Raw genomic sequence first — 16318 nt, 5'->3', positions numbered from 1 at the left:
ATTTCAAAAAACGAAAGGGATATGAGAAATTACTTAATAGAAGATTTACCACAGTATTTTGAAGATTATAAAAAGTCTATCAAAAATCCTAAAAAATTCTGGGATAAGGTAGCTGATCAAAATTTCGTGTGGTACCAACGATGGAGCAAGGTTGTTAAGTACGATATGAATGAAGCGAAAATCACCTGGTTCAAAAACGCTAAACTCAATATTACCAAAAACTGTATAGACAGGCATCTTGCCATAAGAGGAGATAAAACTGCCATCATCTGGGAACCTAACGATCCAAAGGAAGAAGCACAGCATATTTCTTATCAGGAACTGTATACCCGCGTGAATAAAACAGCCAATGTTTTACATGATATGGGTATTAAAAAAGGGGACAGAGTCTGTATTTATCTTCCTATGATTCCTGAATTGGCTATTACAATGCTTGCCTGTGCAAAGCTGGGAGCAGTGCACTCTGTGATCTTTGCAGGATTCTCAGCTTCTGCAGTAGCTTCGAGGGTAAATGACTGTGAAGCAAAAATGGTGATCACATCAGATGGAAGTTACAGAGGAAATAAAGTTCTTGACCTGAAAAGCATTGTTGATGATGCTTTGGAAAAAACACCAACGGTTGAAAACGTTCTTGTCGTTAAGAGAACTCACAACGAAATTAAAATGAAAGAAGGAAGAGATTACTGGATGGCCGATCTGTATGAGAAAGCTTCTGCTGATTTCGTTACGGTAATTATGGATTCTGAAGATCCGCTTTTCATTTTATATACTTCCGGATCTACAGGAAAACCAAAAGGAATGCTTCATACCTGTGCCGGCTATATGGTGTATACTGCTTATACATTCAAAAATGTATTTAATTATAAGGAAAATGATATCTATTGGTGTACTGCAGATATCGGGTGGATCACAGGACATTCTTACATTCTTTACGGACCTTTATTAAATGGGGCTACCACCGTAATTTTTGAAGGCGTACCTACCTATCCTGAACCGGACCGTTTCTGGGAAGTGATCGAAAAACATAAGATCACTCAGTTCTACACCGCTCCTACAGCGATCCGTTCTTTAGCGAAGGAAAGTGCGGAATGGGTAGACAAACATGATCTTAGTTCTCTGAAAGTCATTGGTTCCGTAGGTGAACCTATCAACGATGAAGCGTGGCATTGGTTCAACGATCATGTTGGAAAGAAAAAATGCCCAATCGTAGATACATGGTGGCAGACGGAAACAGGAGGAATTATGATTTCGCCGCTTCCTTTTGTAACACCAACGAAACCTACTTATGCCACTCTTCCACTTCCAGGTGTACAGCCCGTTTTGATGGACGATAAACGAAATGAAATTACAGGAAACCAGGTAACCGGAAATCTTTGTATCCGTTTTCCATGGCCGGGAATCGCAAGAACGATCTGGGGAGACCATCAACGATATAAGGAAACCTATTTTACAGCTTTTCCCGGGAAATATTTCACCGGAGACGGCGCATTAAGGGATGAAGTTGGATATTACAGAATTACCGGACGTGTAGATGATGTGATCATCGTTTCCGGACACAATCTGGGAACTGCTCCTATTGAAGACAGTATTAACCAGCACCCTGCCGTTGCGGAATCCGCTATTGTAGGTTATCCGCACGACATCAAAGGAAATGCTTTATATGGCTATGTAACCCTTAAAGAAACAGGAGAAGGTCGTGATAAAGAGAACCTTAAAAAAGAAATCAACCAGCTGATCTCAGATCAGATCGGGCCTATTGCCAAGCTGGATAAGATACAGTTTGTTTCCGGACTTCCGAAAACGCGTTCAGGAAAGATTATGCGTAGAATCCTTAGAAAAATTGCAGAGGGTGACTTCAGTAATTTTGGAGATATCAGCACGCTTTTAAATCCCGAAATTGTAGAGGAAATCAAAAACGAAAGAATCTAATTGAATCAATTTTTTAACCAATGAAAGCCCTGGAAATTATTTTCGGGGCTTTTTTTATTTGTTTTAATACTTTAATCAATGGGGATATTTTTCCTAAAACAGGAGAATAATGAAAGGGTGTATTTTCAACAGTCTACATTATTCAATTATCAAAATTAAACACCTGTTCAATAATTATTCTCAAATATCGTTTCACTCTATTGAAAACGGAATATTAATTAACAAATTATATTACCATAAACACAATGATAATCAGAAAATTATTACTAACTTTAGTCATAACTTTAAAACCAATTAACTATGTCACATATATTAGCTGGACTATTTGATCATCACAGCGACTACAAAAAACTGGAAAGTGATCTGGAAAATTCAGGATTTGAAAACTCAGATTACATTGTATATCTTAATAATGGTTCTAATAATTCCCAATATCTGGCAAGTGTTACCGTGAATGATATCAATCAGATTGATATTGCCCGGAATGCATTTATTCAGAATGCAGCTTTGAAATCATATTTGTTTGAAAATATGAATATCAATGAAACCAATTATGACACTATTAAAAAGTATATTGATGCAAGAAACAGAGCTGAAATACAGAACAGCCCTGATATAAAAATTAAAACGTCGAGCGACGGTATGAATTCTGAAGTGAAATTCTAATCGGCTTAAAACCTAATAACCAAAGATCCGTAGTGTATTCTGCGGATCTTTTATGTTTGAAAAAACTAAAAAATTTCGTATTTTCGTCTTATTATAGGTATGCGCACAAATGAGTTACGATTTAGAACAAGAGAATAAAGAGATCCTTGCCAGATATAAGGACTTGATTTCTAACACATACAGAACGTTGGATGAGGAAAATAACAAGCTCATCCGAAAGGCATTCGATATCGCTTTGGATGCTCATAAGGATCAAAGGAGAAAATCTGGGGAACCTTACATCTACCACCCTATTGCTGTTGCTAAAATTGTAGCGACAGAGATTGGTCTGGGAGCTACTTCTATTGCCTGTGCGCTGTTGCATGATGTGATTGAAGACTCCGATTATACTTACGAGGATCTGAAAAAAATCTTTGGAGAAAAGATTGCCAGTATCGTGAATGGACTGACGAAGATTTCCATCATGAACCACCAGAATATCTCTGTACAGTCTGAAAACTACAGAAAACTGTTATTGACTTTATCTGAGGATTTCAGGGTTATTCTGATCAAAATTGCAGACCGCCTTCATAATATGCGGACTCTGGAAAGTATGGCTCCGGATAAGCAGAAAAAAATCGCTTCAGAAACGGTTTATATCTATGCTCCAATGGCCCACCGTCTTGGATTGTACAATATTAAATCTGAACTGGAAGATCTTTCCTTAAAATATAACAGCCCCGAAGTATATAACGAGATCACGGAAAAATTGGAACTTGCCAAAGAAAACCGTGAGCGATATATTAACGAGTTTACCAAAGAAGTATCTGCAAGACTTGGTGAAGAAGGCTTAAACTTTAAAATTAAAGGCCGTGCAAAGGCCATCTCTTCCATTTACAGAAAGATGCTGAAACAGGGAGTTTCTTTTGAGGAAGTTTTTGATAACTATGCCATCAGGATTATTTATAAATCAGATGCAAAAAATGAAAAGTTTTTAGCCTGGAAAATTTACTCCATCGTTACAGATGTATACCACAGTAACCCGTCAAGAATGCGTGACTGGATTACGCAACCCCGTTCTACAGGATACGAAAGTTTACACTTAACGGTTTTAGGGCCGGACAAAAAATGGATTGAAGTACAGATCCGTTCGGAAAGAATGGATGAAATTGCTGAAAAAGGAGTTGCCGCCCACTATAAATACAAAGAAGGTTACAAACAGAGTTCTGATGACAGAAACTTTGAAAAATGGGTAACTGAAATCCGCGAAGTACTGGAACAGCAGCAGAATCTTTCGACTTCGGAGCTTTTGGATAATATTAAGCTTAATTTATACTCCAAAGAGGTATTTGTATTTACCCCGAAAGGAGAAATTAAAATTTTGCCAACCAATGCTACTGCCCTGGATTTTGCCTTCTCAGTCCATTCCGACTTGGGGATGAAATGTCTGGGTGCTAAAATCAATGGAAAATTGGTTCCCATTTCTTATACCCTTCAAAACGGAGATCAGGTAGATATTCTTTCTTCACAGAATCAGAAACCAAAATCTGACTGGCTGGAATTCGTAGTAACATCGAAAGCCAAATCAAAGATCAAAAGTTATCTGAACTCTCAGAAAAACCAACTGGTAGAGGAAGGAAAAGAAATCCTGCAAAGAAAACTTCGTCATGCGAAAATCAATTTCAATGATGAGGAAATTAATAAACTTCAAAAGTTCTTTAATTTAAAATCTTCTCAAGAACTGTTTCTTAAATTCCAAAGCAATGAGCTGGATGTCAGCAGTCTGAGAAAATATCTTGAAAGTAAAAACGTATTTAACAACTTGCTTTCAAGATTCAGAAAATCTCCGCCAAAAAATCAGCATTTCGAGGAACCAAAAGAGGAAAACCTTGACATGATTATCTTTGGGAAAGATGAGGAAAAACTAAACTACAGCTATGCAAAATGCTGTACCGTAATTCCGGGAGATAAAATTTTTGGATTCATCACTATTTCAGACGGAATTAAAGTTCACAGTGATAGCTGCCCGAATGCCATCAACCTGAGAGCACAATATGACTACCGTGTCATTCCTGCCAAATGGGTGAATGCCGAAAGCTTCAAAAACAGAGTGAAAATTGAAATTGAAGGACTTGACAGAATGGGTATGATCAATGATATCACCACTGTCATCAGCGGAAGTATGGGAATGGATATGAAGAGTCTCTCCATTGAATCCAACAATGGTGTTTTCACAGGAAATATCATTCTCGAAGTCAAAAATAAAGGTCAGCTGGAGGAAACCTTCAAAAAACTTAAGAATATTAATGGTGTTTCAAGAGTGAGACGACTACAATCATAAACATGAATTTATCTCTTTATTTTAAAAAATTTTTCAACAACAGCCAGTCTTCAGGAATTATTCTTATTTTCTGTGTACTTGTTTCATTACTTATTGCCAATTCATCTGCTGCGGAGAACTTCCAGCATTTTTTAGACAAAGAAGTGGGTACCCATCTTTTTGGATTGGAATATCCTGTCAGCATCTGGATCAATGACGGATTGATGGCAGTATTCTTCCTTCTGGTAGGTCTTGAAATAAAACGGGAACTTGTAGAAGGAGAACTTTCATCCTTTAAAAATGCCTCACTGCCTATTTTTGCAGCGGTGGGTGGAATGCTTGTACCGGCGGGAATCTACAGTATTTTCAATACCGGAACAGAATACAGCAATGGCTGGGGAATTCCTATGGCTACAGATATCGCTTTTTCACTGGCTATTATTTCCATGCTGGGTAAAAAGATCCCCAACTCTATCAAGATATTTTTAGCGGCATTGGCTATTGTAGACGATCTGGGAGCTATTCTTGTGATTGCAGTTTTCTATACCGAGCAGATTCACTGGACCTATCTTCTACTCTCTTTTGGGGTGACTGCCTTATTATTTATTTTAAATTTCTTAAAAGTAACCAAAACTATATTTTATATTATTCCGGGACTATTTTTATGGTATTTCCTTCATCACTCCGGAATTCATGCTACAATAGCGGGTGTTTTACTCGCATTTTCAATACCTACCAACGCTTCGAATGTAGAAATATCACCATTGGAAAAACTGGAGCATCAGCTTCACATTCCGGTAAGCTTTCTGATCATGCCTATATTCGCTTTAACGAATACCAACATCACTTTTTCCAGTGAAATGGTTGCTGGTGTTACAAGTACATTAGGTTTAGGAATTATTTGCGGTCTGGTATTGGGTAAACTGATCGGTATCAATCTGTTTTCGCTCATTGCAATCAAATTAAAGCTGAGTTCTCTTCCTCAAAACAGCAACTGGCTTCAGATGATTGGTGTAGGTCTATTGGCCGGAATTGGATTTACCATGTCCATTTTCATTGCACTGCTATCCTTTAAAGGAGAAATTCCTATTCAGGATGAAGCTAAATTTGCTATTTTGATTGCTTCTTTTATAGCTGCCATTGCAGGATTTACCATATTAAGTGTAAGTTCAAAAGAAAATCCTGAACTGGAAGAGAATTAATCTTTCTTCCGGTTTTCCAGCTTTCTCTTATGCTCTTCATCACCATCAAAGTCAGGTTCTGTAATCTGGGTATGATAGTGTATGGTTTCTCTCTGGATTTCATCAGACAGCAGCTTTTCTATTCTGAGCTTTCTGATAGCCATATTCAGTTCATTTCCAAATAAAAGCAGATATACATTCACATTCACCCAAACCATCAGCAGAATCATACTTCCAATGGATCCGTAAAGTACATTATACCGCGCAATATCCTTTACATAAATGGCAAAAATATAAGTAGTGACAACGAATAATATTGTAGTTAAAATAGCACCCGGAACCGCCTGACGGAATCGTGTAATTTTCACGGTTCCCAGCCAGTAAAATAAAGTCAGAAGGATAAAGTAAAAAAGAGGAAAAGAAACAAATCCAATGATCTTAGAAAGGTTATCTACAAGCCATGAAATATCATAAGCCGGTGTAAAAAGCTTCATCACCACCTCCACATAATATACCCCGAAAAGAGCTAAAAAAACTATCGTGATAAAGCCTATTGTGATAAAGAATGAAAGAATAAATTCCTTTACATCACTCAGTTTTTCATCTGAATTTTCATTAAAACCGTTAATCAGGGAAAATGTACCGTTCGTTGCAAAAACAAGTGCCAGAAGAATGGTCAGATTACTGATTCCCTTCATATTCGGAATAATATTACTTACAATATATCCTTTTACGTCTCCTTCCATATTCGAAGGAAAAACATTATGCATCAGTACATCAAAAATATAGAACTGTAGTTCATCATATAAAGGCATATGAGGCAAAACGGAAAGCAAAAACAGAAGAAACGGGAATAAACTGATGGTAAAGCTCCAGGAAATAGCTGCTGCTTTCCTCCCTATTTTTCCTTTGAAAATCCCGGAGATATAGATCTGAAACATCTGCCAAAGCGATATTCCCAAAACAGGAATATGGATGCTGTCAAAAAACTCTTGAATCTTCAAAATAAATCTGGGAACCTTTACACTCATCGATCTGTTTGTCTTTATACAAATGTAGGGGAATTAAATTAAATAGGGAAAAGATAAAGGGTGATAGGTGGCAGGAATTAGGTAGCAGGTAGTAGGGAATGGAGGTTGATTAGCGTCAATAGTGAATTTTGCTTTGCAAGTGAATGGTGAATTTTTTGAAGGAGATACGAGATAATAATAACCGAAATAGAACTGGCAACTAGCAACTAGCAACTAGCAACTAGCAACTAGCAAAAAAAACTACCATCAACATTCAACCCAAAACTTTGAACTTTCCTTCCCGAAGCCGTATCTTTGCCCTCTGAAACTTCTTACAATGCGAATCAGTTTACTTTGTATCGGTAAAACAGACGATAAGGAAATTACGTCTTTAATCAATTATTATCTCAATCGTTTACCCAAACACTGGAATTTTGAAATCACTGAAATCCCGGATGTTAAAAATGCTAAAAACCTATCTCCCGATCTTCTTAAAAAAGAAGAAGCTAAATTGTTTTTAAATCATATTGATAAAAACGATCTGGTAGTGATTCTTGATGAAAAAGGAAAACAGTTTACCAGCCGTGAATTTGCACAGAAAATTGATACCTGGATGAATTCTTCTGTGAAAAAAGTACATATTCTGATTGGAGGTGCTTATGGTTTTTCTGAAGAGATCTACAGCAGAGCAAATGAGAAAATGTCATTATCCAAAATGACCTTTACCCACCAGATGATCCGCCTGTTTATTGTGGAACAGCTCTACCGTGCTGATCAGATTTTGCAGGGCAAGCCTTATCATAACGATTAAAACCCTTCTTAATTCAGAAGGGTCTTTGATTTATCCAGCTTTAAATCTTATTATTTGATTAAAAATATAAGATAAACTTTTATTTCAGATTGATCTGTCTTTTCGCCTCACCCACTACAAAAGCAACGGAATTGGCAATATTAAAGCTTCTGATCAGTTTTGACATAGGAATGGTCAGATGATTTTCAAAACGGTCCAGAACCTCTTTACTCAGTCCTACACTCTCTTTTCCGAAAACAAGCCAATCCCCATCCTGAAAATCGGTTTCCAGATATGATTTTTCAGCATGTGAACTCATTAAAAAAACGCGGGACTTATCAGGGATCTGTTTCATCCACTCTTCAATATCTGCATATTCAGAAACATCGAGATGCACCCAGTAATCCAGTCCCGAACGCTTCAGGTTTTTATCATTAATTACAAATCCAAATGGGTGAACCAGGTGTAATCTGCTTTCGGTTCCTACACATAATCTTCCGATATTTCCTGTGTTATTCGGTATTTCAGGTTCTACAAGGACAATATTCAGCATTTCTCTTTTCTTTATTCGTTTTTAAAACAGTTAAACCAGATTTTGGTATTTTAGTTTGGATTTAATTAAATAATCAGGGGTTGTAAATTTCAATTTATTTCTTGCCACATTTAGCATAAGAATCTGTCAGCACCGCCTTTTCATAGCCTAAAGCTACCGCTTTATCAAGATTTGCACATGCTTCTTTAAGTTTAGAAGTATCCATCAGAATCATGGCTTTGCTCACATAAGATTGTGCGAATTTCGGATCTATCGAAATGGCTTTGTTAGCATCGGTAAGTGCTTCTTTATATTTTTTCATTTTAAAATACACATCAGCACGGCCGTTGTAAAGCAATGATTCCGGTTTCTCAGAAAGAAGGGTATTGTAATCTTTTAAGGCACCATCCAGGTCACCATTATTTTTTTTAAGATTGGCGAGTCCTGTTTTTGCAAAAATATTATCGGGTGCAAAAGTCAGAATCTGATTAAGGTCATTGATAGCAAGATCTTTTTTCCCTTGGCTGTCATAGATTTTGGAACGGGTAAGATATAAATCCGGAGTCTCAGCATTCACTTTCAATCCTTTTTCTATATATTCCAGTGCTTTTACCTTATTTCCTTTCTGACTGTAAAGTGATGAAAGGTTGACATAAACGGAAACCGACATAGGATTTGCTTTTAAGGCAGAATCATAGGATTTAAAAGCCTGAGTGGTCTTCCCCAGCCTTCGCTGAGCCGTCCCAAGATAATCATAATATTCCGACTGAAATTTTTGAATCTGTTCTTTTTCTGCCAGTTTTAAGTATTGCTCTTCGGCACACTTATAATCAGCTTTATTAAAACAGTCTTCAGCCAGTTTTTTATCCTGGGCATAAAAATTAAGGGAGAAACAAAGGGAAGTTACTAATAATAAAGTTTTTTTCATGAGGTTATAGTTTGTTTATTGATCACTTTTTTGGCGAGTGCACCAAATATCACTCCCAACAAAGATCCAACAAACGCCCCCACCAAAATGTCAATTGGGAAATGCACTCCTAAATAAATTCGGCTGTACGAAACAACCAGAGCCCATGCAAATATAGCATAAGGAAACCATTTAATCTTCTTTTTCAGTAAAATACCTAAATACGTTGCCAAAAAGAAGGTATTGGAAGCGTGGGCAGAATAAAACCCAAACTGTCCTCCACATTTTACAATTCTCATATGATGCTCCAAAGTTGGGTCATGGCATGGTCTTAGCCTCGCTACTCCGTATTTGAAAATATTGGCCAGCTGATCGGAAACTACCGCTCCAAGTCCTATAAATATGAGAATAAAAACTAAAGTTCTTAGTTGATAATTTTTGTATAAAAAATAAAGAAATATAATATAAAGAGGTACCCAGATCCAGGTACTTGAAATAAGCATCCAAAATTGGTCAAAAGATGAATCGCCCAAATTGTTAAGGTAAAGAAATACCTTCTTATCTTCCTGAATGATTTCCTCCATTGTATTATCTGCTTACAGGTCCCTCATGAGTCTCATCATCTGCGGGCTTCAGTTTCGGAGGTTCATTAGAAGCAAGAGTTCCAGGCTCCGTCAAAATATCTTTTTCGATATCTTTCATCGGATTAAAATCTTTGGCAGCATCTTTTACCTTTTCAATCTCACGCTTTATTTCAGAAACAGGATTATCTGTTTCCTTCATGATTTCAGTTTTGATATCTTCTACTGCTCCACGCATTTTTCTAACGCCTGCACCTAAGTCACGCGCAATCTGAGGCAGTTTATCCGGACCGAATAATACAACGATTGCAATGGCAATGAGTGCCATTTCTCCAATGCTTAATTCCATCCTGTAAAATTACAAAAGATTATTGCATTTATAGATGGTAAACTAAAAATTTAAACAAATTTTAAGATTTTGTAAAATGAGAGTGTAAGTTCTGTGTTTTGGTTGAAAGTTGTTAGCTATAAGTTACTGATTTTATTTAGGTTAATATTATCTTGCCTCTCCTTCAAAAAATTCACCATTCACTTGCAAAGCAAGATTCACTATTGACCTCTGCCAACCTCCATTACTATTTCACAGAATATTTCCCCTAATCCCTGCCACCTTCTACCTATCACCTACGAATTAACAAATACTTAATTCAAAACAATGAGAATTACACAACAATTCAGTATATTTATAATGCACAACCAAATAAATATTTATTATGAAAAAACTAGTGACTACTTTTAAAGTTTTCGCCCTCTTATCGGTATTGGCACTCAACAGCTGTCAGAGTGAAAACAACGAAATGAATCAGCAGGAAACAGTTCAGGCAAAAATATCTGCCGCTGATCTGAAAAAAGAGATCACTCCTCTTTCCTCACAAATTGTACCTGAAGCAGTACAGCTTCAACTGAATGAATCCGGAAAAAATCTTGAAACGTACCTGAACAATGATCTGCAGATTGCAGAAGTAAAAGTATTGGGTAAAATTTCAACCCAAAAAGGCATTGACCTTTCCAAAAGCCTGATCACCGACAAAGATCAGTTTATTGCATCCGGTAACATCATGGATCCTTCTTCTGTAAAGATTGGAAAAATCGGAGATTTGTATACCGGAGATGATCTGATAACAGCTCAGCAGGGATTGAAAGAAGCTGTCACTGAAGAAGTAAAATCCGGTACAAATGTTATGGAAATAACATGGAACAGTAAAAACGGAAAGTTCACTACATTGTGTTTTTACAAAGATTCAGGGATTATCTGGGATAATATTTTCGGAGGTCTTATCATGATGGATCCGCGTGGAAGTACGAAAGCTTCCAACAATAACCAGGCTGCAAAAGTAGTTTCTACCTGGTATAAACAATGGTGGACAGCAAGCTGGTTATGGGGTTCCAAGAGAGGTGAAGCCGGATATCAGATTACAATTTATTATTCAGGTTCTACCGTTTCCAATGCAGATGTAAGCGATTGGGGATATATCAGTTTAGGAAAAGCGAAAAGCGAGAGTAAGATTACGAAAAAAACAGGAGCTTACGGACAATGTCGTTATGCACTGGGACTTTGTACTCCTACAGGTTCTTTAAGCTTTAATACCAGCAATTTCTCTGTATCATTCTCAGGATTGGGCAGCAATATTGTAAGTAACGGGACGAAATCCCTTTATCCATAATTTTCATAAAAATCAGATTTCAAAAAACGGGGAGCTTGCTGAGCTTCCCGTTTGTATTGTAAAAGAATATCAATTTCAAATTTTTGCTTTCAATGCTTCTATTGCATTTTCTTTCAGTCCGAAAGTGTTCTTCAGCATGGCAAACAGTTCTTCATTATTATGAATCAAAACAGATTCTTTTTCACCTTTTTCATGTCTTATATTTAATGTATTTTCAGTGAAAGTATATCGGGCTTCTTCATCTACTTTGGAGAGTACCAGATTTTTCTTGAAGTTGGATTCAGGATGTGTAGATAAGTACCAGTTAGAAATTTCAAGGTCTGCATGTTCTACGCGTTCGAGTGCAAAACGATAAATCGGCAGCCATTTTTCTTTCCAGATCCACAGGAAATACACTCCTTCTTTTTGTGAAATCTTAAAAAGTCCGTTCGGGGTCTGCTGGGGTTCTTCGTTATTCAACAATAAAGGTGTGGTAAGTGTAGTTGTTCCAAAGCCACAATCTACAAGATATTTCTGGCCTTCTACATCAGCAATCAACATCAAATGACTTCTGGCAGCACTGCTGTCTTCTTCTCTTCGCCATACTACCCTTCCCAATTGTAATTCAACGTGAAATCCCAAACTGGAAAGAACTTCTTTTAAAAGTAAATTTTGTTCATAGCAATATCCGCCTCTTGATTCTGTAACCAGTTTTTTAAAAATATCTTCAAGATCCAGAGAAGGAACAGTTCCTGTGTAAGAGTCAATATTCTCAAAAGGAATATATTTTGGATGAAGCTGATGTATTGTTTTCAATACCTGCATGCTCATTTCCGGAGTTCCGGAGAAATGAATTCGTTCGAAATACTTTTCCAGGTTGAATGGATTCATAATTTGTTTTTTTTGTTTAAAAAAGTAGAAAGCCTACTTCTGTAAAATTATTGAATAGATTGAACCCGGAGCGGTATATATGTTTGGAATAGAACAAATCTATTGTTTCTGAAAATCCTTTTCTATTTTTGCTTTTCCTTTTTTCTGAAACGCAGAATAGGTGATCACAACACTGATCGCCATTAAAATAAATGCTAAAAAGAAAGGTGCCCCGGAAAACTTAAATGGCGCTTCATCATGCGTGAAGAAGTAAAACAGATTCGTCATCATCGGTGGCCCGATAATAGCAGTTGCACTCATTAAACTCGTCAGTGCTCCCTGAAGTTCACCCTGTTCATTGGAAGGAACGCTTTTGGTGATAACAGACTGTAAAGCCGGTCCACAAATTCCTCCTAAACAATAGGGAACCAAAAATACAAACATCATCCATCCTTCAGAAGCAAAAGCAAACAACAGCATTCCTAGCGCGTAGAAAGCCAATCCGTAGTAAATACTCTTTTGCTCCCCAAGTCTTGGAGTCGTCCATCTGATAAGTCCGCCTTGTACAAGACCAACCAATAAACCTACTACTCCTAATGAAATTCCCACCATTCTTTCTGTCCAGTTGAACTTATACATTGTAAAGAAACTCCAGTTGCTCTGTACAGCATGACCTGCAATATAAATCAAGATTAAGGAAAGAATAAGTCCGGAAATTTCAGGATGTTTACCTAAAAATTTAAATGAACCTATAGGATTTGCACGTTTCCAGTCAAACTCTCTTCTCTTATCTTTATCTAAACTTTCAGGAAGGATGAAATACCCATACAGGAAGTTAAGCAGACACAAACCTGCAGCTGCATAGAAAGGGACTCTGGCACCATAATGACCTAGTACTCCACCCAACACAGGACCTATAATAAATCCGAGCCCGAAAGCAGCTCCTATCAGTCCAAAATTCTTAGCTCTGTCTTCATCAGTGGAAATATCTGCAATATAGGCACTGGCAGTGGTGACACTTGCGCCCGTTATACCGGCAATAACTCTTCCCAGAAATAGCCACCAGATTGTGGGAGCCAGTGCAAGGAAAATATAATCCACGGCAAATCCGAAAAGAGAAATCAGGATTACAGGTCTACGTCCATATTTATCACTCAGGTTTCCGACAAGCGGAGCGAATATGAATTGTGTAAATGCATAGGCAAATCCAAGCCACCCACCATATTTTGCGGCTTCACTAATATCTGCATGAATAAGCTCCTCAATTAATTTGGGAACAACGGGAATGATGATTCCCCATCCTGTAATATCTATCAGTAAAGTAATAAATATGAAGCCTATAGCCGCTTTTTTCTTTGAATTTTCCATGATGGTGCAAAATTAATCAAATCTTAAAAATAATGGTTCTAAATTTCAATGTATTAAAGAAGTATAACATGAATAATATACTTAATTTACTTTTTAGCATCTACAGTGAATAAAAATCAGATAGTAAGCAAGAAAAAAGCCTGTTCCAAATTTTTCTTTTGAAACAGGCTTATATAATCAATTAGAAATCAACCTATTTAATTGGAATTCAACTTTGTATATATCATTCTGTTTGTAATAATACATTTGATCAGACAGTTCTGTTTTACAGTTACTTTTACCACATTGGTGTATTGATAACCCGTGGTATTTCCGCTGAGTACAGACCTCACTCCCCGGCGATAATAGGTAGTCTGCGCCACTGGTGGGGCATCATACGTAACAGATGTTGCATTGGTAATATTCACAAATGTTATATTATCTGCTGAACTTTGCCATTGATATTCTGCTGAACCACTTACCTGTGCTGCTGTAGCCTGATTAAATAAAGCCGGATCATTGCTGATATCCATACACACCGTCTGGTCTGCCGATATAGTTCCAGGATCATTTACAGAGTTGACAAAAAGTCTTCCAACAGTAGAAATGGCCTGGAAAGAACAGGTATGGAAACTGGAATTAGCAACTACCCGATATTGATTATTATTAAATCCTACAGGAACATTGCTAATAGTAAGAGTGGAAGATGTAACGTTACTGTAGTTGGTACCATTTGTCAGATTAGTCCATGTGCTTCCGTTAAGAACCTGCCATTGATAAGTAATAGTATCTGGAGTTTCATCTGTAGGAGTATTATTGATCACAGCAGTCATAGTTGTTGATCCACCTGCAGCCACTGTTTTATCTGAAGGTTGAGACAGATACGTCATAGGAGCCAGATAATACTCTGAAAGGATATTATACACTCTCATCTGACTGAATGAGAAACCAACCCCTATAGCTTCTCCAAAATCCAGCCTTACTTCATCCCATGCTGCTGTGGGAATTACTTTAATAATCCTGCGCCCCTGATTATCACCAAAATCAAAGAAGAAATGTCCATTGATACCTGTACGGTACACTTCCTGTCCATTGTTATAGAAAACAAAATTTCCCCCATTAAAACTGGGATTAAAATTGAACCCATCTGAAGCGAAGTCAATATACACAGGTTTATTAGCCTGAAAATCGGCTCCATTGGTTCCTACTCCCACATACATGCTGCAAAAAAGACCAGCGCCCGTGCCCGGTTTCAAAGAGGCAAATGAATTGACATCAGTATCAGTCATATTACCCGGATTAGCAGCTTCTTTTCCCAATCTGAAACAAAGAAAACCACCATCACTTGAACTTGAGGTATTGGTATCCAATAGTCTTCCACATCCGCCATTGGGGAGCGTAACCATTTCTTGAGAGGTCATTTTACCTGATATAAAAAGACATATTGCTATAAGCATATATCGGAATATTGAATTTATTTTCATCATCATCAATTTTTAAAATTAATTATACACGAGATACTCATCCCTGAAAAAAGGATGATCATAATGACTGTATGCTTCTTAAAATTATTTGATTACAAATACAATATTTACGAAAGAGCAGGCAGTAGCCGATCCTATCACATCATAGCGAAGTATTCCATTGGCATCAATGCTTACATTGCTTAATACCGCACTGTCAAAATCAGTCACATAATAATACAGATCTGATGCATTTACAAAAAAAGGAATTGCACCCGGAGCTCCTGTACTTGAAACTTTTGGAGTAGAAAACTGCGTTTTATAAAGCTGGAATAAATCTTTTGTTCTTCCTGTTCCTAAAGTAGAAGTATCAATACTGATGGAAGGCATATAGAAGAATTTAACAACATTCCCACTGATCGGGATCCAGTTTGGACTGGCGGGTGTTCCGATGTTCTGGGTTAACGCCTGCCTTTTGAGATCATAAACCAGTAAACCATTAGCTGGAGCAGCTATTGTTGTGAGATCGGAAATTCTGGGGATCAATACACCTTTATTGGTGCCTGTAACATCTAATGCAGAACTTTTATCAGGATTTGGAGTGCTAATTCCAACCTGCGCGTAGAGGAAGCTGGCAGCACATAATGCTACAGCAATGAATAATTTTTCGACTTTCATTTTTGTTTTGTTTTAAGTAAATATAAAATAATAAACTACATAAAACTCTTATTTTTTAATAATTTTTAAATAAAATAACAATTTCAAAACAAAGTCATAAAAATCCTTTATTATTCAGTAATTACACACAATAATTTTATCTCTAAAATTTGAGTTATTAAATATAATTCCACTTTAAGATAATTTTAAAAAATAAAGTTTACTAAAAAATAAATAATAAAATCAAACTGAAAACAACTAATAAACAATTACCAGTAACGGATAAATAAAATAATTAATAATTAAATGAAAATTTAATGTTACTAAAGGGAAAATATCAACATCCCTGAAAACATCTATTATCTGCTCTTAAATTGATTATCAACTCATAAAGCGGCAGAGGTATAAAAAAAGACCGTTTCTTTCGAAACGGTCTTTACTAA

Annotated in this window: 15 protein-coding genes; 6 read left to right on the top strand and 9 right to left on the bottom strand. The window is 36.8% G+C overall.

Annotated features, from left to right (window positions below):
- The first annotated feature begins 21 nt into the window (after positions 1 to 21).
- From acs to nhaA, 4 genes are all read left to right on the top strand, one after another.
- Positions 22 to 1929: an acetate--CoA ligase gene (acs, locus tag AC57AW_RS10780; protein WP_496351860.1), complete on the top strand. Its 1908-nt coding sequence runs from the start codon at positions 22 to 24 to the stop codon at positions 1927 to 1929.
- A gap of 300 nt (positions 1930 to 2229) precedes the next feature.
- Entirely contained in the window at positions 2230 to 2595 is a 366-nt protein-coding gene (locus tag AC57AW_RS10775; protein ID WP_318847971.1) for a hypothetical protein, read from the top strand.
- 109 nt (positions 2596 to 2704) lie between these two features.
- A complete protein-coding gene (locus AC57AW_RS10770) occupies positions 2705 to 4915 on the top strand; it encodes a RelA/SpoT family protein (RefSeq protein WP_318847972.1) in 2211 nt (736 codons plus the stop codon).
- A 2-nt stretch (positions 4916 to 4917) separates the two neighbouring features.
- Complete coding sequence (nhaA, locus tag AC57AW_RS10765; protein WP_496351859.1) at positions 4918 to 6096, top strand: Na+/H+ antiporter NhaA; 1179 nt, start codon at positions 4918 to 4920, stop codon at positions 6094 to 6096.
- Here nhaA and AC57AW_RS10760 read toward each other — a convergent pair.
- Positions 6093 to 7106 (bottom strand): YihY/virulence factor BrkB family protein, encoded by a 1014-nt coding sequence (locus AC57AW_RS10760; RefSeq protein WP_496351858.1) that lies wholly within the window; start codon positions 7104 to 7106, stop codon positions 6093 to 6095. The genes nhaA and AC57AW_RS10760 overlap by 4 nt on opposite strands.
- A 316-nt stretch (positions 7107 to 7422) precedes the next feature.
- Here AC57AW_RS10760 and AC57AW_RS10755 point away from each other — a divergent pair, with 316 nt between their 5' ends.
- Positions 7423 to 7896 carry a 23S rRNA (pseudouridine(1915)-N(3))-methyltransferase RlmH gene (locus tag AC57AW_RS10755; protein ID WP_496351857.1) on the top strand — a complete coding sequence of 158 codons (474 nt, stop codon included), beginning with the start codon at positions 7423 to 7425 and terminating at the stop codon, positions 7894 to 7896.
- Positions 7897 to 7975: 79 nt separating this feature from the next.
- On the opposite strand, the gene AC57AW_RS10750 is transcribed toward AC57AW_RS10755, so the two are convergent.
- The 4 genes from AC57AW_RS10750 to AC57AW_RS10735 all read right to left on the bottom strand — a co-directional run bounded on the left by AC57AW_RS10750 (position 7976) and on the right by AC57AW_RS10735 (position 10244).
- The gene (locus AC57AW_RS10750) at positions 7976 to 8428 is read right to left on the bottom strand and encodes a tRNA (cytidine(34)-2'-O)-methyltransferase (RefSeq protein ID WP_496351856.1); all 453 of its coding nucleotides are present in this window, start codon (positions 8426 to 8428) and stop codon (positions 7976 to 7978) included.
- 94 nt (positions 8429 to 8522) lie between these two features.
- Positions 8523 to 9335: a tetratricopeptide repeat protein gene (locus AC57AW_RS10745; protein ID WP_496351855.1), complete on the bottom strand. Its 813-nt coding sequence runs from the start codon at positions 9333 to 9335 to the stop codon at positions 8523 to 8525.
- A complete protein-coding gene (locus AC57AW_RS10740; RefSeq protein WP_184552725.1) occupies positions 9332 to 9898 on the bottom strand; it encodes a phosphatase PAP2 family protein in 567 nt (188 codons plus the stop codon). The genes AC57AW_RS10745 and AC57AW_RS10740 overlap by 4 nt, the downstream gene beginning before the upstream one ends.
- Before the next feature lie 4 nt (positions 9899 to 9902).
- Positions 9903 to 10244 (bottom strand): Sec-independent protein translocase subunit TatA/TatB, encoded by a 342-nt coding sequence (locus AC57AW_RS10735; protein ID WP_309434977.1) that lies wholly within the window; start codon positions 10242 to 10244, stop codon positions 9903 to 9905.
- 364 nt (positions 10245 to 10608) lie between these two features.
- Here AC57AW_RS10735 and AC57AW_RS10730 point away from each other — a divergent pair, with 364 nt between their 5' ends.
- Positions 10609 to 11559 carry a hypothetical protein gene (locus AC57AW_RS10730; protein ID WP_496351854.1) on the top strand — a complete coding sequence of 317 codons (951 nt, stop codon included), beginning with the start codon at positions 10609 to 10611 and terminating at the stop codon, positions 11557 to 11559.
- Positions 11560 to 11634: 75 nt separating this feature from the next.
- On the opposite strand, the gene AC57AW_RS10725 is transcribed toward AC57AW_RS10730, so the two are convergent.
- From AC57AW_RS10725 to AC57AW_RS10710, 4 genes are all read right to left on the bottom strand, one after another.
- The gene (locus AC57AW_RS10725; RefSeq protein ID WP_496351853.1) at positions 11635 to 12429 is read right to left on the bottom strand and encodes an arylamine N-acetyltransferase family protein; all 795 of its coding nucleotides are present in this window, start codon (positions 12427 to 12429) and stop codon (positions 11635 to 11637) included.
- A 99-nt stretch (positions 12430 to 12528) separates the two neighbouring features.
- The gene (locus tag AC57AW_RS10720) at positions 12529 to 13776 is read right to left on the bottom strand and encodes a TCR/Tet family MFS transporter (protein ID WP_496351852.1); all 1248 of its coding nucleotides are present in this window, start codon (positions 13774 to 13776) and stop codon (positions 12529 to 12531) included.
- 197 nt (positions 13777 to 13973) lie between these two features.
- The gene (locus AC57AW_RS10715) at positions 13974 to 15176 is read right to left on the bottom strand and encodes a DUF8696 domain-containing protein (RefSeq protein ID WP_496351851.1); all 1203 of its coding nucleotides are present in this window, start codon (positions 15174 to 15176) and stop codon (positions 13974 to 13976) included.
- A 147-nt stretch (positions 15177 to 15323) separates the two neighbouring features.
- Complete coding sequence (locus AC57AW_RS10710; protein ID WP_318847982.1) at positions 15324 to 15896, bottom strand: phage tail-like protein; 573 nt, start codon at positions 15894 to 15896, stop codon at positions 15324 to 15326.
- Positions 15897 to 16318 lie beyond the last annotated feature (422 nt).

Source organism: Chryseobacterium sp. BGA-UO-ETr-SB22 (assembly GCF_059567885.1).
This window is presented reverse-complemented; position numbering and strand designations above follow the sequence as displayed.

Coding starts and splice junctions, on each gene's coding strand:
- acs (WP_496351860.1), top strand. CDS start 22: ATGAGAAATTACTTAATAGAAGATTTACCACAGTATTTTGAAGATTAT.
- AC57AW_RS10775 (WP_318847971.1), top strand. CDS start 2,230: ATGTCACATATATTAGCTGGACTATTTGATCATCACAGCGACTACAAA.
- AC57AW_RS10770 (WP_318847972.1), top strand. CDS start 2,705: ATGAGTTACGATTTAGAACAAGAGAATAAAGAGATCCTTGCCAGATAT.
- nhaA (WP_496351859.1), top strand. CDS start 4,918: ATGAATTTATCTCTTTATTTTAAAAAATTTTTCAACAACAGCCAGTCT.
- AC57AW_RS10760 (WP_496351858.1), bottom strand. CDS start 7,106: ATGAGTGTAAAGGTTCCCAGATTTATTTTGAAGATTCAAGAGTTTTTT.
- AC57AW_RS10755 (WP_496351857.1), top strand. CDS start 7,423: ATGCGAATCAGTTTACTTTGTATCGGTAAAACAGACGATAAGGAAATT.
- AC57AW_RS10750 (WP_496351856.1), bottom strand. CDS start 8,428: ATGCTGAATATTGTCCTTGTAGAACCTGAAATACCGAATAACACAGGA.
- AC57AW_RS10745 (WP_496351855.1), bottom strand. CDS start 9,335: ATGAAAAAAACTTTATTATTAGTAACTTCCCTTTGTTTCTCCCTTAAT.
- AC57AW_RS10740 (WP_184552725.1), bottom strand. CDS start 9,898: ATGGAGGAAATCATTCAGGAAGATAAGAAGGTATTTCTTTACCTTAAC.
- AC57AW_RS10735 (WP_309434977.1), bottom strand. CDS start 10,244: ATGGAATTAAGCATTGGAGAAATGGCACTCATTGCCATTGCAATCGTT.
- AC57AW_RS10730 (WP_496351854.1), top strand. CDS start 10,609: ATGAAAAAACTAGTGACTACTTTTAAAGTTTTCGCCCTCTTATCGGTA.
- AC57AW_RS10725 (WP_496351853.1), bottom strand. CDS start 12,429: ATGAATCCATTCAACCTGGAAAAGTATTTCGAACGAATTCATTTCTCC.
- AC57AW_RS10720 (WP_496351852.1), bottom strand. CDS start 13,776: ATGGAAAATTCAAAGAAAAAAGCGGCTATAGGCTTCATATTTATTACT.
- AC57AW_RS10715 (WP_496351851.1), bottom strand. CDS start 15,176: ATGACCTCTCAAGAAATGGTTACGCTCCCCAATGGCGGATGTGGAAGA.
- AC57AW_RS10710 (WP_318847982.1), bottom strand. CDS start 15,896: ATGAAAGTCGAAAAATTATTCATTGCTGTAGCATTATGTGCTGCCAGC.